General features: G+C 64.8%; 15 protein-coding genes. 5 read left to right on the top strand and 10 right to left on the bottom strand.

The window, feature by feature from the left end:
* Positions 1 to 31: 31 nt before the first annotated feature.
* Together ACFOHJ_RS19365 and ACFOHJ_RS19360 are read left to right on the top strand one after the other, a co-directional pair.
* Positions 32 to 664 (top strand): TetR family transcriptional regulator C-terminal domain-containing protein, encoded by a 633-nt coding sequence (locus ACFOHJ_RS19365; RefSeq protein ID WP_378223602.1) that lies wholly within the window; start codon positions 32 to 34, stop codon positions 662 to 664.
* A 59-nt stretch (positions 665 to 723) separates the two neighbouring features.
* Positions 724 to 1,458, top strand: coding sequence for an NYN domain-containing protein (locus ACFOHJ_RS19360; protein ID WP_378223600.1), 735 nt, complete (start codon positions 724 to 726; stop codon positions 1,456 to 1,458).
* Between the two features lie 128 nt (positions 1,459 to 1,586).
* On the opposite strand, the gene ACFOHJ_RS19355 is transcribed toward ACFOHJ_RS19360, so the two are convergent.
* The 5 genes from ACFOHJ_RS19355 to ACFOHJ_RS19335 all read right to left on the bottom strand — a co-directional run bounded on the left by ACFOHJ_RS19355 (position 1,587) and on the right by ACFOHJ_RS19335 (position 5,955).
* Complete coding sequence (locus ACFOHJ_RS19355; RefSeq protein WP_378223598.1) at positions 1,587 to 2,045, bottom strand: carboxymuconolactone decarboxylase family protein; 459 nt, start codon at positions 2,043 to 2,045, stop codon at positions 1,587 to 1,589.
* A 2-nt stretch (positions 2,046 to 2,047) separates the two neighbouring features.
* On the bottom strand, positions 2,048 to 2,575 hold the full coding sequence (locus tag ACFOHJ_RS19350; RefSeq protein ID WP_378223596.1) for an RrF2 family transcriptional regulator: 528 nt from the start codon (positions 2,573 to 2,575) through the stop codon (positions 2,048 to 2,050).
* Positions 2,576 to 2,757: 182 nt separating this feature from the next.
* Entirely contained in the window at positions 2,758 to 4,071 is a 1,314-nt protein-coding gene (gene preA / locus ACFOHJ_RS19345) for an NAD-dependent dihydropyrimidine dehydrogenase subunit PreA (protein WP_378223594.1), read from the bottom strand.
* A gap of 107 nt (positions 4,072 to 4,178) precedes the next feature.
* Entirely contained in the window at positions 4,179 to 4,598 is a 420-nt protein-coding gene (locus ACFOHJ_RS19340; protein ID WP_378223592.1) for a GFA family protein, read from the bottom strand.
* 4 nt (positions 4,599 to 4,602) lie between these two features.
* Entirely contained in the window at positions 4,603 to 5,955 is a 1,353-nt protein-coding gene (locus ACFOHJ_RS19335) for an NAD(P)-dependent oxidoreductase (RefSeq protein ID WP_378223590.1), read from the bottom strand.
* Between the two features lie 233 nt (positions 5,956 to 6,188).
* Here ACFOHJ_RS19335 and ACFOHJ_RS19330 point away from each other — a divergent pair, with 233 nt between their 5' ends.
* The 3 genes from ACFOHJ_RS19330 to ACFOHJ_RS19320 all read left to right on the top strand — a co-directional run bounded on the left by ACFOHJ_RS19330 (position 6,189) and on the right by ACFOHJ_RS19320 (position 8,206).
* Complete coding sequence (locus ACFOHJ_RS19330; RefSeq protein ID WP_378223588.1) at positions 6,189 to 6,965, top strand: VOC family protein; 777 nt, start codon at positions 6,189 to 6,191, stop codon at positions 6,963 to 6,965.
* Positions 6,966 to 7,086: 121 nt separating this feature from the next.
* Complete coding sequence (locus tag ACFOHJ_RS19325) at positions 7,087 to 7,476, top strand: DoxX family protein (protein WP_378223585.1); 390 nt, start codon at positions 7,087 to 7,089, stop codon at positions 7,474 to 7,476.
* Between the two features lie 139 nt (positions 7,477 to 7,615).
* Entirely contained in the window at positions 7,616 to 8,206 is a 591-nt protein-coding gene (locus ACFOHJ_RS19320; RefSeq protein ID WP_378223583.1) for a transglycosylase SLT domain-containing protein, read from the top strand.
* A gap of 70 nt (positions 8,207 to 8,276) precedes the next feature.
* Here ACFOHJ_RS19320 and ACFOHJ_RS19315 read toward each other — a convergent pair whose 3' ends face one another.
* The 5 genes from ACFOHJ_RS19315 to ACFOHJ_RS19295 form a co-directional block, all read right to left on the bottom strand.
* Positions 8,277 to 10,661, bottom strand: a complete 2,385-nt coding sequence (locus tag ACFOHJ_RS19315) for a dipeptide ABC transporter ATP-binding protein (RefSeq protein WP_378223581.1) — start codon at positions 10,659 to 10,661, stop codon at positions 8,277 to 8,279.
* Positions 10,662 to 10,673: 12 nt separating this feature from the next.
* Positions 10,674 to 11,831, bottom strand: coding sequence for an ABC transporter permease (locus ACFOHJ_RS19310; RefSeq protein WP_378223578.1), 1,158 nt, complete (start codon positions 11,829 to 11,831; stop codon positions 10,674 to 10,676).
* Between the two features lie 12 nt (positions 11,832 to 11,843).
* Entirely contained in the window at positions 11,844 to 12,878 is a 1,035-nt protein-coding gene (locus ACFOHJ_RS19305) for an ABC transporter permease (RefSeq protein ID WP_378223577.1), read from the bottom strand.
* A 256-nt stretch (positions 12,879 to 13,134) separates the two neighbouring features.
* A complete protein-coding gene (locus ACFOHJ_RS19300) occupies positions 13,135 to 14,793 on the bottom strand; it encodes an ABC transporter substrate-binding protein (protein WP_378223575.1) in 1,659 nt (552 codons plus the stop codon).
* 259 nt (positions 14,794 to 15,052) lie between these two features.
* A complete protein-coding gene (locus tag ACFOHJ_RS19295) occupies positions 15,053 to 19,234 on the bottom strand; it encodes a translocation/assembly module TamB domain-containing protein (protein WP_378223573.1) in 4,182 nt (1,393 codons plus the stop codon).
* Position 19,235 lies beyond the last annotated feature (1 nt).

The raw sequence follows: 19,235 nt of genomic DNA, 5'->3' as shown, positions 1-19,235 counted from the left end.
CCGCACCTTGGCGAAAAAGGCGTAGCGCATCATGGAGGCAGCCCTTCCCCGCCGCACCCGCATCCAGCGGGAAAAGCGCGAAATCATCCTCGAGGCGGCACTGGAGGTGTTTTCCGCCAACGGCTTTCGCGGCTCCACCATCGACCAGATCGCCGAACAGGCGGCGATGTCGAAGCCGAACCTTTTGTACTACTTCCATCGCAAGGAAGATATCCATGAAACGCTGATGCAGCGGCTGCTCGATACCTGGCTGCAGCCGCTGCGCGAACTGGACGATATCGGCGACCCGCTGACGGAACTCAGGGCCTATATCCGCCGCAAGCTGGAAATGGCGCGCGATTTCCCGCGCGAAAGCCGGCTGTTCGCCAACGAGATCCTGCAAGGCGCGCCACGCATCATGCCGCTTTTGGAAGGTGAGTTGAAAACGCTGGTCGACGAAAAGGCCGCAATCATCGAAGGCTGGATGCGCGCCGGCCGCATCGCCCGCACCGATCCCTACCACCTGATCTTCTCGATCTGGGCGACGACGCAGCATTATGCCGATTTCGACGTGCAGGTGCGCGCCGTCCTGGGCAACGGCCGCGGCGGCGAGGATCGCTTCGAGGACGCCGCCCGCTTCCTGGAGCGGCTGTTCGTCGAGGGGCTGAAGCCGCCGCAATCATAATTCGAATACTGCCGATTTTGGAAACCTGTAGTTGAGTGCCTGCTGATATCCTTGGGTAGTTGGGACTTGGCAAGGCATTCGCATTGAATCTCGCACTATTGATCGACGGAGAAAATGTTCCGGCACAGCTCCTGCCGGAGCTCAATCGGCACGTGGCCTCGCTCGGCGATCCGATCGTCAGATGCGTGTTCGGAGACTTTTCCGAGAACCGCCTTCCAGGCTGGATAAAAGCGGCACGCGACCACTGCCTCGAACTGGTGTTCCAGCTTTCCGAAGGCAAGCATAAGAATTCCGCGGACATCGCCCTGACCATTCGCGCCATGGACCTGCTTTACTCGGAGAGGATCGATGGCTTCTGCCTGGTCTCGAGCGATCGCGATTTCGCGCCATTGACCGCAAGGCTGCGGCAGCACGGCAAGAAGGTCTACGGCTTCGGCGAGGCCAAGGCGAACGACGGGTTTCGCGCCAACTTCAACGAGTTTTTCCTCCTCGAAACAAATACGGACAAGCCAGCCATTGCTCCGCCCGTCGCGAGCAGCGCAACCACGAAGGCCAAGGGCCCAACTACGCCGACCAGCCAAATCGTCGACTTCATCCGCAAACTCGACGGCGCGGATGCGGCCGGCTTCGTCCATCTGTCGATGCTGGCTGCGGCCATGCGCCGGGATGCGCCTGACCTGGCGGCGCAGATATCCGGCAAGGGCAAGTTCCTCAAGAACCTGAAACAGACCGGCAAGATCGAGCAGGACGGCACCGGCGGGGCCATAAGAGTGAGGCTGCGCCGTCCAGCCTGAACGGCAACCTCGAAAGGCGCCCCCCAAAAACGCATTGTCCGCCCCCCTTTCTGGAGAGCGGACAATGCAGGGCTTTACCGAATTCACAGGAGAGGCACGCAGGCCTCCCCCGCTCGCTCGCAACCGGTTCAGGCCGCCTTGGCGCGCTCGACCGGGTGGATGCCGTGGAACGAGACGCTGAGCCGGTTCCACATGTTGATCATGCCGATGGCGACGGTGAGCTTAACCAGTTCTTCCTCGGAAAAGTGCTTCAGGGTCGCCTCGTAGAGCGCGTCCGGAACGCCATCCTTCGAAATCAGCGTCACCGCCTCGGTATAGGCGAAAGCGGCGCGCTCGCGCTCGGAATAAAGCGGCGATTCCTTCCACGCCGAGACGAGGATGACGCGCTGCAGCGTCTCGCCGTCGCGCAGGGCCTCCTTGCTGTGCATGTCGACGCAGAACGAGCAGCCGTTGATCTGCGAGGCACGCAGCTTGATGAGGTGCAGCAGCGAATGTTCGAGCCCGCTTTCCTCGACCGCCTTGTTGAGCGCCTGCACCTGCTTCAGGAGGTCCGGGGCCTTGGCGAAATACTGCATTCTCTGTTTCATGGTCATTTCCTTTCTTGACGCTTGAGGGAACTGGATTTCTGCGGCCGCTGGTAGCGCTCGACGAAGGCGCAAGCGGCCGCGACCGAACGCGGGTCGGCATCGTTCATGAAGCCAGCCACGATGTCGGAAAGCTTTTCGGAGGCGAGCACCGCCCGCCAGGCCTTCTCGGCCCGCAGCATGGCCACGTTGATGCCGCACGGCTTCACGTAAGCCGACGCCGGAAGCTTCACCGACCCGCGTTGGCGGATCTCGCCGCAGCGGAAAGCCGGCTGCGGCCCTTCCACCGCCAGCACGATGTCGAGCAGCGAGATGCGTTCCGGCGCCCGCGCCAGTCGATAACCGCCGGCCGGCCCCGGCACCGATTCCAGCACGCCGGCGGCGGTCATGGCGTTTAGGTGCTTCAACAAATAGCTCGGCGACAGGTCGAACTGCGCGGCCAGCGCCGAACCCGGCATCGTCGCTCCGTCCTCGACGCCCGCCAGCGTCGCGGCGCAATGGATGGCGGCTTCCACGCCTTCGCTCAGCTTCATGCTCAGACCCTTTCAATCATGGATAAGATATATCGTGGATAATTCCTGTCTTCAATAGTCGCAGAGATGAATCCGCGCCATTGCTGACACTTCCTGAAAAATCGCGAGAGGAAAAAGGAGGGCCATTCAGGCGCAGGCGGGACCGCTCCTTTCGAAGCGACCCCGCCTGGCCCGGGAGGAGCCTATTCCGCGGCCTGCCGCGCCGTCGGATTGTTGGGATGCGTCGTCCAGTTGGCGTAGTCCGGCGAGACGGTCTTGCCGGTCCGCTGGTCGAGCGCGCCGGCTTGCAGCGGCACCATGGTGATGCAGCCGTCCACCGGGCAGACATTGACGCACAGGTTGCAGCCGACGCATTCGTCGTCCATCACCTCGAAGTGGCGCTCGCCGTCGAGCATCGAGGTGATCGCCTGGTGCGAGGTATCCTCGCAGGCGATGTGGCAACGGCCGCACTTGATGCAGGCGTCCTGGTCGATATGCGCCTTGGCGACATAGTTGAGGTTGAGATACTGCCAGTCGGTGACGTTGGGCGTGGCCCGCCCGATGATGTCGTCGAGCGAACGGTGGCCCTTCTCGTCCATCCAGTTCTCCAGGCCGGCGATCATTTCCTGAACGACCTTGAAGCCGTAGGTCATCGCCGCCGTGCAGACCTGCACGTTGCCGGCGCCGAGCGCCAGGAATTCGGCCGCGTCGCGCCAGGTGGTGACGCCGCCGATGCCGGAGATCGGCAGGCCGCGCGTCTCGGAGTCGCGGGCGATCTCGGCCACCATGTGCAGCGCCATCGGCTTGACCGCCGGGCCGCAATAGCCGCCATGCGAGCCCTTGCCGTCGATCGATGGCTCCGGCGAGAACGTGTCGAGGTTGACGGAGGTGATCGAGTTCACCGTATTGATCAGCGACACCGCGTCCGTGCCGCCGGCATGCGCCGCCCGCGCCGGCTTGCGGATGTCGGTGACATTGGGCGTCAGCTTGGTGATGACCGGCATGCGCGTGTACTGCTTGCACCAGCGCACCACCATTTCGATATATTCCGGCACCTGGCCGACGGCCGCCCCCATGCCACGCTCGCTCATGCCGTGCGGGCAGCCGAAGTTCAGTTCGATGCCGTCAGCGCCCGTTTCCTCCACCAGCGGCAGGATCGCCTTCCAGCTTTCCTCCACGCAGGGCACCATGATCGAGGCGATGAGCGCCCGGTCCGGCCACTCCATCTTGACCTGCTTCATCTCGCGCAGATTGGTCTGCAGGTCGCGATCGGTGATCAGTTCGATGTTGTTGAGGCCGAGCAGGCGGCGGTCCGCGCCCCAGATCGCGCCGTAGCGCGGCCCGTTGACGTTGACGACCGGCGGGCCTTCCTCGCCCAGCGTCTTCCACACCACGCCGCCCCATCCGGCCTTGAAGGCGCGGACGACGTTGTAGGCCTTGTCGGTCGGCGGCGCGGAAGCCAGCCAGAACGGGTTCGGGCTTTTGATGCCAATGAAATTGTTGCGGATGTCTGCCATGGGTTTCGTCCTTTGGCTTCGCGGCCTGCCGGCCCGCTATTCACAACGTTCGTGGTTCAGGCTCCCGCCATTGGCGAGACAAATAAGTAGGGCGCTGCGCCGCACCGTCACCGGCTTGCCTCGGGCATCTTGTCGAAGGCTGGAATGCCTTGGGGGATCAGGTGGAAGACCGCCTTTTCCTCACAGAACATCGCAAACTCCGGCCCGCCAAAGGCATTGGGGTCGTCAAGCGTCCCGGCCTTGACGATCGGATGCGCCATGCCCGGCCGCTGCGACAGGAGGTGCGTGCCACAGCTGCCGCAAAACTCGCGCGTGCGTGGGCTTTCCAGGTCGCTGCGGCGAAAGGTTTTCGGCTCCCCGCGGGTATAGGCAAAGCCGTCTGCGGGAATGACCATGAAATAGTTCGGCCCGCCGCCCGAAAAATGCTGGCAGGGGCGGCAATGGCACTGGCCCTTGCGCAGGGGCGCGGCCGTAATGCGGTAGCGCAAGGCCCCGCAGTAGCAGCCGCCATTGAGTTCGACACCCATGGCGCTACTCGGCCAGCGCGCGGTTGATGCTTTCGGCGGCGTCGCGGCCCTGCGCCACGGAAGTGACGGTCAGGTCCTCGCCTGCGCGCACGCAATCGCCGCCGGCCCACACCTTGGCCAGCGAGGTGCGGCCCTCGCCGTCGACCTTGATGCGCCCGCCTTCCAGTTCGATCGCAGCGCCGCTGCCGTTGAGGGCGGCCGGAACGAAGGTCTGGCCGATCGCCTTGAACACTTGGTCCGCGGCCAGCGTCAGCGTCTCGCCGGTGCCGGCGAGCTTGCCGTCCAATAGAGCAGTATATTCCAGTTCGATGGCACGAACCTTGCCATCCTCGGCGATCACCCGCTTCGGCTGCAACCAGTGGCGGATGGTGACGCCGTTGGCGGCGGCCAGATCCTGCTCGAAACCGGAGGCGTTCATGTGCTCCTGCCCTCGCCGGTAGCAGATCGTCACCTCTTCGGCGCCGAGCAGCTTCGACTGCACGGCAGCATCGATCGCGGTCATGCCGCCGCCGATGACGACGACGCGTCGCCCGACCGGCAGGCTGGCAAGGTCGCTCGTCTGCCTAAGCTCCGCGATGAACTCCACCGCGTTGGCGACGCCCGCGGCGTCCTCGCCCTCGGCAGACAGCGCGTTGATGCCGCCAAGCCCCATGCCGAGGAACACCGCGTCATAGTCGCGGGTCAGGTCGGAGAGCTGGAAGTCGCGGCCGAGCGCCTTGCCGTTCTCGATATCGATGCCGCCGATGGCGGTCACGTAGTCGACTTCGGCCTGGGCGAAATCGTCGGTGCTCTTGTAGGCGGCGATGCCGTATTCGTTGAGGCCGCCGGGCTTTTCCTTCGCCTCAAGGACGGTCACCGCATGGCCGTAGCGCGCCAGCCGATGCGCGGCCGCGAGGCCTGCCGGCCCTGCCCCGACCACGGCGATCCTTTTGCCGGTCGGCGCCGCGCGCGTATAGAACTGCTTGCCTTCCTCCATCGCCGTGTCGGTGGCGTAGCGTTGCAGGCGGCCGATCTGGACCGGCTTGCCTTCCGCCGCCTCGCGCACGCAGGCCTCCTCGCACAGCGTCTCGGTCGGGCAGACGCGGGCGCACATGCCGCCCAGGATGTTCTGGTCGAAGATGGTCTTGGCCGAGCCGATCGGATTGCCGGTGGCGATCTGCCGGATGAACATCGGAATGTCGATGGAAGTCGGGCAGGCATGCATGCACGGCGCATCGTAGCAGAAATAGCAACGATCCGCCTCGACCAGCGCCTCATGGTCGTCGAGCGGCGCATGCAGGTCGGAGAAGTTCTCGTCGTACTGCTCGGACGACAGCCTGCCGCCGGCAATACCATCCTTGAAAAGACTGAGTGCCATCAGGGTTCCCGCATTTGTCGTTATATTTTTCAGGCAGGCTAGCACGTTTTATTTTTTTATCAATTGGTCAATTTTCCGGGTAACTCCCTGAAATCGCACCGTAAAAATATGATCGATTTTATCATGTTTTCGCTTTGCTTCGGGCTCGCAACACAATCTTGCCCGCTTGCTGTCGTCCTTATCGGTTGCCGCGGTGGGTGGTGCTCCTGAAACGAACGCGCCGAGGAATTGCCATGCCTGACAATGCGACATCGTTCTTCTGGTACGAATTGCTGACAAGCGACATCGACGCCGCCGAAAGGTTCTACACTAAGGTCGTCGGCTGGACCGCGGAAGCGTTCGAAACCGCGGACGGCATGCCCCGCTACACGGTGGTGAAGGCCGGCGAGCGGGGCGTCGGCGGACTGATGGCCATGCCCGACGAGGCTGCCCGCATGGGCATGGCGCCGGCCTGGGTCGGCTATATCCATACCCGGGACGTGGACGCCGCGACGCAACGCATCGTCGAGGCCGGCGGCAGCGTCCGCCGCGAGCCGGCCGATATTCCCGATGTCGGCCGCTTCGCCGTGGTCGCCGACCCGCAAGGCGCGCTGTTCATGCTCCTGCAGCCAAACGGCGAGGACCAGCCGCCAATGCCGATGACGACGCCCGGCCATGTCGGCTGGCACGAACTCTACGCCGCCGACCGGGAAAAGGCCTTCGACTTCTACGCCGGCCAGTTCGGCTGGACGCAGCACCGGGACGTCGACATGGGGGTGATGGGCATCTACCAAATCTTCGCCGTCGACGGCGAACCGACCGGCGGCATCATGAACAAGCCGCCGCACCTGCCGGTGCCGGCTTGGCAGTTCTATTTCAACGTCGAGGCGATCGACGCCGCGGCAGGGCGCGTTACCGACGGCGGCGGCACGGTGACCGTGGAGCCGGTGGAGGTTCCCGGCGGAAGCTGGATCATCCAGTGCCAGGACCCGCAAGGCGCCCATTTCGCGCTGGTCGCCCCGAAGCGCTGATCAAGGTCGTCAGGGCGCGGCCTCAGCCCCCTCCCCGCTCACGAAGGATTGAAAGCGCGAGCGGGAGAGTTTCGCGCTGCACGACACTATTTCCCCGCATGGGCACGCCACGGAGCCATGCATGAAGGCTTTTGATTTTCTCGGACGCTATCAGCCCTTCGCACTGGCAGCGCTGCGTATCATGACGGCGCTGCAGTTCGTCGAGCACGGCAGCCAGAAATTGTTCGACTTCCCGGCCGGCACGCATGCCGGCGCGCTGGACAGCCTCTCCCTCGGCGCCGGAATTCTCGAATTCGCGGGAGGCATTCTCCTGGCCCTGGGTCTTTTCACCAGACCCGTTGCACTGCTTCTCAGCGGCGAAATGGCCATCGCCTATTTCACGGCGCACATGCCGCGCGACTTTTTCCCGGTCAACAACGGCGGCGACGCCGCAATCTCATTCTGCTTCATCTTCCTCTACCTCGTGTTTGCCGGGCCCGGCGCCTTTGCGCTCGACAACCGCCGCGCCTGATCCCTTCGGTTTTGCGCGGGCGGAATAAGCTCCGGCACAACGACAAGGATTGACCGCTCCAGGAGCATCAGGCCGTCCGCCCCAATAGTTAAGAACGGGGGCAAGATTCCCTTTATGTTTTTGGCCTATTGCACCGGCGATGGTTGCGTCGCGTTTTAGTAAAATTGTTCCGGTCCTTTCCCTGCTTGCGCTGTCGGCCTGCGCCACCGCGCCGCGGCACATCAACGACATCTGCGCCGTCTTCGACCAGCGCGACGGGTGGATGGACAACTGGCAGGCGGCGGCAAAGCGCGCGGAAGCCAAATACGGCGTCCCCGTTCACGTGCTGATGGCGACGGTGCGCAAGGAATCCGGCTTCAAGGCGAACGCCAAGCCGCCGCGCACCACGCTGCTCGGCTTCATCCCGTGGAAGCGGCCGTCGAGCGCCACCGGCTTCTCGCAGGCGCTGGACGGCACCTGGGCGCAGTACAAGCGCGAGAGCGGCAACTTCACCGCGCGCCGCACCAGCTTCGCCGATGCGGTCGATTTCGTCGGCTGGTACCACCGCAAGACCGCCGATACCTTCGGCGTGGCCCGGAACGACACCTACAACCTTTACCTCGCCTATTATTCCGGCTGGACGGCCTACGGGCGCGGTAGCTGGAAAAACAACGCCGGCCTGCAACGCTACGCCCGCGACACCGACGAAATGGCCCGCCGCTACGAAGCCCAGCTGAGGCAGTGCCAGTAGGCCCCATTCGAGGTCGACCGAAATCACCGCCCCTCCCCGGCAGCCAGGCGAATGGGCGACGCTTAAAACCTCAGTTCTTCCGCGGGCCTTTGCCCTTGCTGAACGGCGAATGGGCCTTGGCGTCGTCGGATTGCTCGCCCCAGCCGACCTGGACCGAGCGGCTTTTCGGCCGGCGCGCGGCACCTTGGCTGCGCGCCATGCGGGCCTCGCCGTCTGCCTCCTCTTCGGCATCGGCGTCGTCGGAGAGGTCGACCGTTCCCGTCTTGCCGCGCGGCCGCCGCGGTACGTCGACGCCGAAGCCCGGCCCTGTGCGGCGCTCGGGGTCCGACGGCGCATCGTCGCGGCCCTTGGCGTCCCTGTCGAAGCTGATCACCGGCCCCATCTTCGCCAGTTCCTCGTCCGACAGCCAGCACCGGCTCATGTGACCCCCACCGAGGTCCTTCGATGGCGGCACTTCGGTTTCGCATCTGTTGCCGGGCACGAGATGCTTGTAGCGGCAGCGCGTCTGGAACGGGCAGCCGCTCGGCGGGTTCATGGCCGAGGGAATGTCGCCTTCGAGGACGATATGTTTCTTCACCACCGAGGTGTCTGCAATCGGGATCGCCGACAGAAGCGCCTCCGTATAGGGGTGGTAGGGCGGCGAGAATATCTGGTCGGTCGTCCCCTGCTCGACGATATAGCCGAGATACATCACCACCACCCGGTCGGCGATATAGCGCACCACCGACAGGTCGTGGCTGATGAACAGAAGCGTCGTCTTGTTGCGCCGCTGGATGTCCATCAGCAATTCGGTGACCGCCGCCTGCACCGACACGTCGAGCGCCGAGACCGGCTCGTCGGCGACCACCACCCTCGCCTCGCCGGCAAAGGCGCGCGCGACGCCGATGCGCTGCTTCTGCCCGCCCGAAAGCTGGCGCGGCTTGCGCGTCTCGAAGGCGCGTGGCAGCTTCACCAGGTCGAGCAGTTCCAGCATGCGCTGGCGTCGCTCCGCCGGGTTGTTGCCGACATGGAATTTTTCCAGCGTGCGGATGATCTGCGAGCCGACGGTATGGCTGGGGTTCAGCGTGTCGAACGGGTTCTGGAACACCATCTGGATAGAGGAGACGGTGTCGACGTCGCGTTTCTCGACACCGGTCGACTGGATATCCCTGCCGTCGAGCTTGACGCTGCCGGAGCTTGCCGTCTCGAGGCCGAGCAGCACCTTCGCCAGCGTCGACTTCCCGCAGCCGGACTCGCCGACGATGGCGACCGTCTCGGATTCGCGGGCGGTAAACGAGATCGTTTCGTTGGCCTTGACCACTCGGCCATCGCCACCGCCGAACACCTCGCTGCCGCCGACCTTGTAGTATTTCTTGAGATCGTCGATCTCCAGCACCGGCTTGCCCGGAACGACCTTCTCCGTTTCCTTGCCGGCCCCCGCCGGCAGTTCGTTCCAGTCGATCTCGTTGAAGCGCACGCAGCGCGAGAAATGCCCCTCGTGCCCCTCGACCGGGATCATCGGAATCTCGGCGGCGTTGCACACGCCCTCGACGAAATGCTGGCAGCGAGGGCCGAAATTGCAGCCTTTTGGCCGTTCGTGGGGCAGCGGCAACTGGCCGGGGATGGCGATCAGCGGCCGCGAGTTCTTGTCGGCGCCGGGCAGCGGGATCGAGCGGAACAGCCCCTGCGTATAAGGGTGGCGCATGCGGTCGAACACGTCCTCGATGCGGCCGGTTTCCACCGCCTCGCCCGAGTACATCACGGTGATCCTGTCGCATGTCTCCAGGATCAGCCCGAGATTGTGCGACACGAAGATCATCGAGGTGCCGAAGCGCTCGCCCAGCCCCTTGACCAGCTCGACGATGCCGGCCTCCACCGTCACGTCGAGCGCCGTCGTCGGTTCGTCCAGCAAAAGCAGCGCCGGCTTCGACAACAGCGCCATGGCGATGACGATGCGCTGCTGCTGGCCGCCCGAAAGCTGGTGCGGGAAGGAGCGCATCATGCGCTCGGGGTCGGGCAGCTTCACCGCCCGCACCATTTCCAGCGCGCGATTGTAGGCCTCCTCCTTCGAGACCTTGTCGTGGATCAGCGGCACTTCCATCAACTGCTTGCCGACCTTCATGGCCGGGTTGAGGCTCGCCATCGGCTCCTGGTAGATCATGGCGATCTTGTTGCCGCGGATGGAGCGAAGCTCCTCCTCGGACATCTCGCCCATGTCCTTGCCCTGGAATTTGATCCGCCCGCCGACGATCTTGCCGATATTGGACAAGTCGCGCATGATACCGAGCGACACCGTCGACTTGCCGCAGCCGCTCTCCCCGACGATGCCCATCGCCTCGCCGGGCATGACGGTGCAGGAAAAATCCATCACCGCCGGGATCTCGCCCTTGCGGGTGAAAAACGAGATCGACAGGTTCTCGATCTCGATGATCGGCTGGGCGTTCGCGGTGGCTTCGGCTTTGACGGTTTCGTTCATGGCGAAAACTCCTCAGTCCTTCATCGACTGCTCACGCAGCGCATCGGCGAGCAGGTTCAGCCCCAGCACGAACGACATCAGCGCGATCGTCGGCGGCAGGGCCGGATGGATGAACTGGCGCAACAGCCGGCTGGCGTCCTTGATGGCGGTGCCCCAGTCCGGGCTTTCCGGCGCCAGGCCGAGGCCGAAATAGCCCAGCGTACCGAGCAGGATCGTGGTGTAGCCGATGCGCAGGCAGGCATCGACGATCAGCGGCCCGCGTGCGTTGGGCAGGATTTCCCACAGCATGATGTACCAGGGGCTCTCGCCGCGTGTCTGCGCCGCGGCCACATAATCGCGCGTCTTGATGTCCATGGTAAGGCCGCGCACGATGCGGAACACGCCGGGCGAGGAGGCAAACACCACCGCCACGAAGATGTTGAGCTGGTTCGGCGACATGCGGATGATGTGAAGCGGATCGGCGTTGAACACCAGCCCGGCATAGACCCAGCCGCCAAGCACCAGCGTCAGCGCCATCAGCCAGTAGATGCGGTCCGGCCGCTTCTTGTAGCGCGTCCAGAACAGGACGCAGAAGAAGATGATCGGGAACAGGAAGAAGACGCCCGCCATGCCGTAGGGAATGGGCGTTTCCATGATCCCGGGCGTGACCAGCAGGTAGAACAAGAGGATGACCGGGAAAGCCAGCACGAGGTTCGCCAGGAACGACAGCACCGCATCGATCTTGCCGCCATAGTAGCCGGCCGGCAGGCCGAGCGTGATGCCCACCATCAGCGCGAAGCCGGTGGCGGCCGGCGCGATGATCAGCACGATCTGGCTGCCGTAGACCATGCGTGAAAAGATATCGCGGGCCAGCTTGTCGCCGCCGAACAGATAGGCGAGGCCCGACTGCGGCTCGACCGCGCCCGGCAGCGCATCCTTCATCACCGGAAGCTGGCCCAGCGGGTCGAACGGCGCGATGGTCGAGGAAAAGATCGCCGTGAACAGCCAGAACAGGCAGATGCCGACGCCGGCAACGCCGACGCCGCTGTCGTACAACTGGCCATAGAGGCCGAGCCTTTTCCGGGTCGCGAAGCTCGCTCCCATCACGAGGACGAGCGCCAGCCACACCGGCCAGAACCGCGCCACGACGTTGAAGACGATCTGCCAGGCATCGAGGTAGGTGGTCTGCATCGCCTCTTCCCTCTACTGAACCCGGATGCGCGGGTTGAGATAGGCATATCCCACGTCCGAGATGAGTTGCGTGATCAGGACGATGAACACCGACACCAGCGAGCAGCCGAGCAAGAGGTCGATGTCGTTGTTGCCGGCGGCCTCCACCAGCGTGTAGCCGAACCCCTGGTAGCGGAACATCACCTCGACGACGACAACGCCGGTGAGCAGCCACGGGAATTGCAGCATGATGACGGTGAACGGCGCAATCAGCGCGTTGCGCAGCGCGTGCTTGATGACGACCGTCGGGAAACTGAGGCCCTTGAGGCGCGCAGTGCGGATATATTGCTGCGTCATCACCTCGACCATAGAGGCGCGCGTCATGCGCGCGATATAGCCGATGCCGTAGATCGCCAGCGTGATCACCGGCAGCGTGAAATTGGTGAAGGTGATGCCGTCGAAGGTCGCGCTCGCCGCCGAGCCGTTGAGCCAGCCGAGCCAACTTGCGAAGATCACCGTGAAAATCACGCCCGAGACATATTCGGGCGTCGCCGTGGACGCGATCGAGGCGACCGATAGTACCCGGTCGGTGCGCGAGCCCTCCCGCATGCCGGCCAATATCCCAATCAGCAGCGACACCGGCACCATCACCAGGAGCACGAAGAACATCAGGATGCCGGTCGCCTCCAGCGCCGGAAACAGTTTCTTGGCAACCGTCGTCCTGAACTTGGTCGAGCAGCCGAAATTGCCTTGCAGCACGCCCGACAGCTTCGGCTCCAGGGATTCGTCGCAGTAGTTGAAGCGCGGTTGCGGCTCGCCCGCCTCGTTGCGGCCGGGCTGGCTCGGCCACACGCCTATCCATTGCCCGTATTGCTTCAGGAACGGCTCGCGGTAGCCGTTGCGCACCAGCCAGCTATCGACTTCGGCCTGGGTGGCGCGGCTGTTGGTCTGCGCCAGCGCGAGCTTCTTCAGGTTGGGTTCCAGATTGACGAGATAGAAGACGACAAGTGTCAGGCAGATCATGGTGAAGACCATGGTCGCCAGCCGCCGGGCTATGAACGATATCACCTGGGCCCCTCCTCGAGGCGTTGGGTTGGTCGTCAGAGCATGATCCCGAAAAACGGGAACCGGATTTCAGAAAAGATCGTGCTCGAACAAAAGTCCAGAGCGCCATGCAACGGTTGGATCGCACGGGAACGCTCCGCCAGTTCCGGGTGAGCATCGGGGTATCAGGATAGGGCAGTCAGTCTTTCGGCCCGACGCTCATGAGACCACCGGGGACGGGTGGCCTCATGGCTCCCCGTCCCCGGCCGGCGGCAACCGATCAGGCGTTCGGATCGATCCAGGTCCGCTCGTAATTGTCTTCCATGGTGGGATGCATCGGGTTGTTCTTCACCTGCTTTGTCGAGTGATTGAACAACGACAGCCAGAACGGCTGGATGATGACGCCGGAGTCCTGCAGGATCTGCTCGACGTCCTTCATGACTTCCTTGCGCTTTTCCGGGTCGGCGATGGCCAGCGCTTCGTTGAGCTTCTTGTCGAACTCCGGATTGGCATAGGCGGATTCGTTCCACGCGGCACCGGAGGTGTAGCCGAGGGCCAGCACCTGGACGCCCAGCGGACGCATGTTCCAGTTGGTGGTCGAATACGGATACTTCGTCCAGTCGTTCCAGAACGTCGCGCCCGGAAGCACGGTGCGCTTGACCTTGAAGCCAACCTCGCGAAGCTGCGCGGCGATCGCATCGCCGGTGTTCTTGTGCCAGTCCTCGTCCACAGTGATCAGCTCGTGCTCGAAGTTCATCTGGCCGGCTTCTTCCATGAGCTTCTTGGCGCCCTCGATGTCGCGGCCCTTCTTCGGCAGTTCGTAATATTCGGGGTGGATCGGGCTGACATGGTGGTTCTCGGCCACCGAACCCAGATTGTTGTAGCCGAGTTGCAGCACGGTGGCGTTGTCCACCGCCATCTGCAAGGCGTTACGCACCTTCTGGTCGTCGTAGGGCTTGTGGTTGATGTTCGTGCGGCAGGTGATCGTCGTAGCGGTCTTGGACTCCGATTTCACCAGCCCCATGCCGTCGAGAATGTCGATGAAATCCGCCATCGTCTGGTGGCAGGTATCGATTTCGCGCGATTCGAAGGCGTTCACATAGGCGTTGAAGTCGTTGCCGTAGTCGATGAACTCGACGCCGTCGAGATAGGCCTCGCCGCCCCACCACTTGCCGTTCTCGCGCCGCTTGACCACGACCTTGGAGCCGACGTCGTAGGAAACCAGTTCGAAAGCGCCGGTGCCGATCGGGTTCTTGACGATGTCGGAGCCGTTCTTTTCGAAGTCACGATGCAGGACGAGGCCGGGATAGTCGGCGAAATTCGGGATGATGGAGATATCGGAGGAAGGGAGCTTCAGCTTGATGGTGTAGTCGTCGACCTTGGTGATGGCGCCTTCGGCCGCCTTGCCGGTCTTCTGGTCGACCATGCCGCCCATGCGAGCGGCCATCGAGTTGCCCTCGGCCGACTTGTCGCACCAGCGAATGAGGTTGAACATGACGTCGTCGGCGTTGAACTCGTCGCCGTTGTTCCAGGTCACGCCCTTGCGCACATGCAGCGTGTATTCGGTCGCGTCGTCGTTCACGTCCCAGCTTTCGAGCAGCATCGGCTCGAACGTGTATTGCGGCGTGTACTTCACCAGCGGCTCAAGGAAGGTGCGCGTGCAGTTGGCCAGTTCCGACCAGTCGTAGCTGCGCGGGTCCTTCTGCGCCTTGACCGGCATGGCGCAGCGCAGCACGCCGCCCTTGACCGGGGTTTCCTCGGCATGCGCCGGCGTCGGCGCGGCCAGCCCGATCATGCCGTAGGCCATCGCCGTGGAAGCGCCCATGACGCTCGCCATGGCCAGGAATTCGCGGCGGTCCATTTCGCCCGCCTTCGCGCTTTCGGCCAGTTTCTCGATAACCGCCGGAACACGATCGCCGTTGCTCTTGAAAAGGGTCATTCCTCACTCTCCCATTGTTCGGCTTTTCGCCCGTTAGCATTCCGTATCCAGCCCCCGTTGTCAAAGAAGCGAGATCAGGAATTTGTGGTGAAATGTGCAATGTCGTGGGGACGACGGTTTGCGCGAATGCGACAATTCTGGCGCAAATCTGTTAGAAACGCACGTTCGCTAACGATTTCGCGCGCATCCGGCGCCGAGCGGGCTCCGCCATCTGGCAGATTCGCGGGGGACAAGACGGCGGCTGGCGCCGCCGGGCGCCTCAATATTCCCGTTCGTAGAAAATGCCGCCCTTGGCCTCGCCCGTCTCCGACGCCTCGCCGCGCAGCTTCACGCCCTTGCCGACGTCGAGATCGATGCGCGCCTTGCCGGAACCGGGCTTCTCGCCCTTCTGCAGCGACAGGTAAGTGCGGTCGTTGAGGTACTTGCCGGCCGAAACGGCGGTGCCGCCCTGGTCGTCCGTCGTCACGTCCAGGTCGTCGACGCCGATGGCGCTCCTGAGGTTCTGCAGCAGCGACGTCGAACCACCGACGCCGGCGAGTTGCGCCGCCGCTTCCGCCAGTTGCGCGATCTGCAGGGGCGACAGGTTGGACATGGAACGGCCGAAGATCAGCCGCGCCAGCACCTCGTCCTCCGGCAAAGACGGCACCGAGGAGAAGGTGAACTTGGGATCGGTCGCCTCGCCGGACACGGTGATCGTCACCGTCGCGTCGCTGGCGCTCGATTGCGCGACGAGGTTGATATAGGGCACCAGCGAGCCGGAGAAGGTCAGCGTGCCTTCGGTGAAGGTCAGCCGCTTGCCGAGGATTTCGAGCCGCCCGCGCTTCAGCGTGAAGGCGCCGACGGCCTGCGGCGACGAGGTCGGGCCGGTAAGGCGCAGGTTGCCGCCGAGTTCGGCGTCGACACCTCGCCCCTGGACGAAGATCTGGCTCGGCGCATTGACCGTTATGTCGAGCGAAAGGCCGCCGCTGCCACCGCCGCCGCTGCTCGCGGCCGGCTTCAGCGCCCGGTCCTGTTCGCGCACCGCCGCCGGCGCGTTCTTGTGCTTGACGCCGAGCGCCGACAGCGAGCCCGGCAGCTTCTCCGGCACGGTGATCACGGTCCTGCCGAGATTGATCGTGCCGGCCACAACCGGGGCCGAGGCGATCGGGCCCTTTACCGTCAGGTCGCCGGCAAGGTTGGCGGTGACGACGCGGCCATCCGTGTAGCGACCGTCGGCGAGCTTGATCGAAAGATCGGCGGGCATGCCCTGCGCGGCGTCCAGGCCGACGGTGCCGCCGACGGTCAGCGTGCCGCCGGTCGACAGCTTGCCGGTCAGCCGGTTGATGCGCGCGACGTTGCCGGCCATGCCGACATCGAGCGCGATGTCGTTGATGGCGATGCCGGTGCCCGCGTCGATGAAGCGCGCGCCGGAAGACGTGACCGTCCCGGTGATCGCCGGCTTGCTGGCCGGTCCGCGCACCTGCACATTGACATTGGCGGTGCCCGACAGCGACAGCCCCTGCTCCGCCAGCTTGCGCGACAGGAAAGCAAACGGCACCGGGCCGGAAAAATCCAGCGCCAGGTCGGGCGTGCCGGCCAGCGTCACCGAGCCGCCGCCCTTCAGCGCCAGCCCGGAACCCTCGCTGATGCTGGATTTGAAGCTGAGCTTCTTGCCGGCAAAGCTGCCGTCGGCCGCAATGCCGATGCCGCCGAAGCCGGCGTCGCGGGTCTGCGCGACCCCGACACCCGCCGCCTTGATGTCGAAGGCGACTTTCGGATCGGCCGCCGCCCCGGTGACCTTGGCGGTGCCCGACACCGTGCCGCCCGCCTGCAAGCCCGGCGAAAACGCATTGGCCAGCGACAGCGGCACATTCGCCAGCACCGCATCGATGCCGAGCGTCTGCCCGGCTGTGCCGGAAACCGTTGCCGTGCCGCCGCCGAGGCCGATGACCAGCTTGCCGATGGTGGTGATGCCGTTGGCGATGGTGATGGTGGACGGGGCCGCGATCGTCGCCTTGAGGCCGCGCATGGTCGCCTGCCCCGAGCCCAGTTCCACCGTGGTGGTGCCGTTCGCCACCTTCACCCGGCCGGCAGCGCTTGCCGGAATGTCCTTGACGGTCGCGCCGCCGGAAAAGCCGGTCCATTCGCCTTCGCGCTTGAGGTCGATGGCGATGCCGCTGACGACCGTGCCGCCCGAATTGACGCCATCGGCCTTGATCATGCCGGAGATGACCGGCGCCTTGAGATAGTCGGCGACCAGCGCATTGATGGAAACGTTCTTCGCCGAAAGATCGCCGCGCCTGAGCATTGCCGTCGCGACGTCGAGCGCGACATCGGGCGTGCCGTCCTTCTTGGAAAAACGGATCGTGCCCTTCACGTCGCCTTCGGCTTTCTCCAGCGCCAGGGCCGCCAGCGGCCCGATGTCCGGCAGGTCGATAGAAATCGTCCCCTCCGGGGTAAAGGCGTCGTCCAGCAGCAGGTCGCCGGCGATCTTGTTCTGGCCGAGCGCCAGCGACAGGCCCTTAATCGAGCGCTGGCCTTCGCTGGTCGCGAGCTCTGCGCCGCCCGAAAGCGCCTGCCCGGCAACGTCGCCGGCCAGCGTCAGCTTGGCGGCGGGGTTGGCCATGTCGGCCTTGCCTTCGGCGGAAAGTTTCAGCCCGGTGATGTCGCGCCCGGCCACGACGAGCTTGTCGCTGCCCAGCGAAAGCGCCACGTCCGGCATCGCCGGGGCTCCTTTTGCCGACAGCGCGAAACCGATCGCCCCCTTGGCGTCCTTCGACAGCAGCGAGACATCCGTTACCCCGCCCTTCAGGTCGGCGCTGATCTGCCCGTCGATGAAGCTGCCGCTGCCCTTGGCCGACAGCGCGCCGCCGGCGAGGTCCAGCCCCTCGGCCGTGACATTGCCGTTGCTGTCGCGCTTGAGCGAGACCGACAGCACGGTGCGCTCGCCGAGCACCGGCCGTGCGGCGGCCGGCAGCGCAGCCGAAGCGGCATCGGCTTTGACGTTGAGTTCGATGGAGCCGTCGGCCAGCGAGACCTTGCCGTCGAAGCCTCCCTTCAGCGCATCGCTGGTGATAGAGCCGCTGCCGACCGTGATCGTGTCCTTGGTAAGGTCGCCCGCGACCTTGGCGACGATGCGGCCGGCGATCAGCGGCGCGACGGTCGGATTGTCCAGCCCCAGCCTGTCGGCGCTCACCTCGCCCGAGATCGGGCCGCTGCGGCTTTCGATGTCGAAGGCGTCGGAATGCAGCGCCAGCTGGATGTTGTCGACCTTGGTGACATTGGTGGAAACCTTGGCGAGCGAGGCGGCGATATCCACCGCCGGCGCCCGGCCCTCGCCGAAGGCACGCAGCGACGCCGACCTCAGCTCGAGGTCGATCGGGCTTTCCTCGCTACCCAGCGACAGCGGCAGCGTCGGCCCGGCCGACTTGAACTCCAGCGCGAAGTCGCTCGCGCCCTGCGGATTGACGGTGCCGGTGGCGGTGCCGCGCAGCGCGTCGCTGTCCACCTGCGCCCGCTCGATTTCCACGCCGCCGGTCTCGGTCGCGGTTCCGGCGAGGTCGAAGGTCACCGTGCCGGCAAGCAGCGGCTTCACCCTTGCCGGCACGAAGCGCGCAAAATCGCCGCTGCCGCTGGCTTCGATGCGGTTGCCCTTGTCGGTCAACTGGTGGCGCGCCGCCAGTTGCGTGACGACCTTGCCGTCCACCGCGAAGGTGCCCTTGCCGCTCCAGTCGGCCAGCGGGCCGCTGCCCGTGAGCGTGATGTCGACCGGCGGCGTATCCGGCAGCTTCAAAAAGTTGGCGATGACGCCGCCCGCCGGCTCCGACGCCTTGACGTCGAGATCGAGCCGGTTGTCGGCGGGCGCGAAATTGACCGTCGCATCGACGCTGCCGGCCCTGCCGTCGTTGCGGGCGACGGTGAGCACCGTCTCGATGTCCAGCGGGGAGGCCTTGGCGTGGACCGAAGCCTTGGCCGCAAGCTCGGCGACGCCCGCCCCGGCCAGCGCCGGGCCGAGCGCGATCTGCGGCAGGTCGATCCGGTCGATATCGACCGATAGCGGAAGCGTCGTCGTGCCCTCGCTGTTCTTCGGCTTCGCATCCGGGTCGGCAACCGGCAGCCGCGCCAGTTCGATGCGCCCGATGGCAACACGCTCGGCGCTGAAGCGCTTCGACAGCAGCGCCAGCGGCGACCAGTCGACGGCCACCTCGCGCAGCACCAGCCATGGCCCCTGCCTGTCCTCGAGCACGACGTGGTCGACCGTGAGGTTGCCGCCCCATATCCCGTCGATGCCGCCGACCTTGACCTTGCTCGACTCGGACGAGCCCAGCGTCGAGACGAGACCGGCGAGATTCTCGCGGCCGCGCTCGGTCTTGGTCAGCACGATGAGCGCGCCGGCAGCCGCGAACAGGACCAGCACCACGCCATAGAACAGAATGCGCCCGATGCGCTTTACGATCGTCATG

The organism is Aquamicrobium soli, from assembly GCF_042646345.1.
GTDB lineage: Bacteria > Pseudomonadota > Alphaproteobacteria > Rhizobiales > Rhizobiaceae > Mesorhizobium > Mesorhizobium soli_A.
This window is presented reverse-complemented; position numbering and strand designations above follow the sequence as displayed.

Excerpts from the sequence above, each read along its gene's own strand:
- ACFOHJ_RS19365 (WP_378223602.1), top strand. The coding sequence starts at position 32 with ATGGAGGCAGCCCTTCCCCGCCGCACCCGCATCCAGCGGGAAAAGCGC.
- ACFOHJ_RS19355 (WP_378223598.1), bottom strand. The coding sequence starts at position 2,045 with ATGAAACAGAGAATGCAGTATTTCGCCAAGGCCCCGGACCTCCTGAAG.
- ACFOHJ_RS19350 (WP_378223596.1), bottom strand. The coding sequence starts at position 2,575 with ATGAAGCTGAGCGAAGGCGTGGAAGCCGCCATCCATTGCGCCGCGACG.
- preA (WP_378223594.1), bottom strand. The coding sequence starts at position 4,071 with ATGGCAGACATCCGCAACAATTTCATTGGCATCAAAAGCCCGAACCCG.
- ACFOHJ_RS19340 (WP_378223592.1), bottom strand. The coding sequence starts at position 4,598 with ATGGGTGTCGAACTCAATGGCGGCTGCTACTGCGGGGCCTTGCGCTAC.
- ACFOHJ_RS19335 (WP_378223590.1), bottom strand. The coding sequence starts at position 5,955 with ATGGCACTCAGTCTTTTCAAGGATGGTATTGCCGGCGGCAGGCTGTCG.
- ACFOHJ_RS19330 (WP_378223588.1), top strand. The coding sequence starts at position 6,189 with ATGCCTGACAATGCGACATCGTTCTTCTGGTACGAATTGCTGACAAGC.
- ACFOHJ_RS19325 (WP_378223585.1), top strand. The coding sequence starts at position 7,087 with ATGAAGGCTTTTGATTTTCTCGGACGCTATCAGCCCTTCGCACTGGCA.
- ACFOHJ_RS19320 (WP_378223583.1), top strand. The coding sequence starts at position 7,616 with ATGGTTGCGTCGCGTTTTAGTAAAATTGTTCCGGTCCTTTCCCTGCTT.
- ACFOHJ_RS19315 (WP_378223581.1), bottom strand. The coding sequence starts at position 10,661 with ATGAACGAAACCGTCAAAGCCGAAGCCACCGCGAACGCCCAGCCGATC.
- ACFOHJ_RS19310 (WP_378223578.1), bottom strand. The coding sequence starts at position 11,831 with ATGCAGACCACCTACCTCGATGCCTGGCAGATCGTCTTCAACGTCGTG.
- ACFOHJ_RS19300 (WP_378223575.1), bottom strand. The coding sequence starts at position 14,793 with ATGACCCTTTTCAAGAGCAACGGCGATCGTGTTCCGGCGGTTATCGAG.
- ACFOHJ_RS19295 (WP_378223573.1), bottom strand. The coding sequence starts at position 19,234 with ATGACGATCGTAAAGCGCATCGGGCGCATTCTGTTCTATGGCGTGGTG.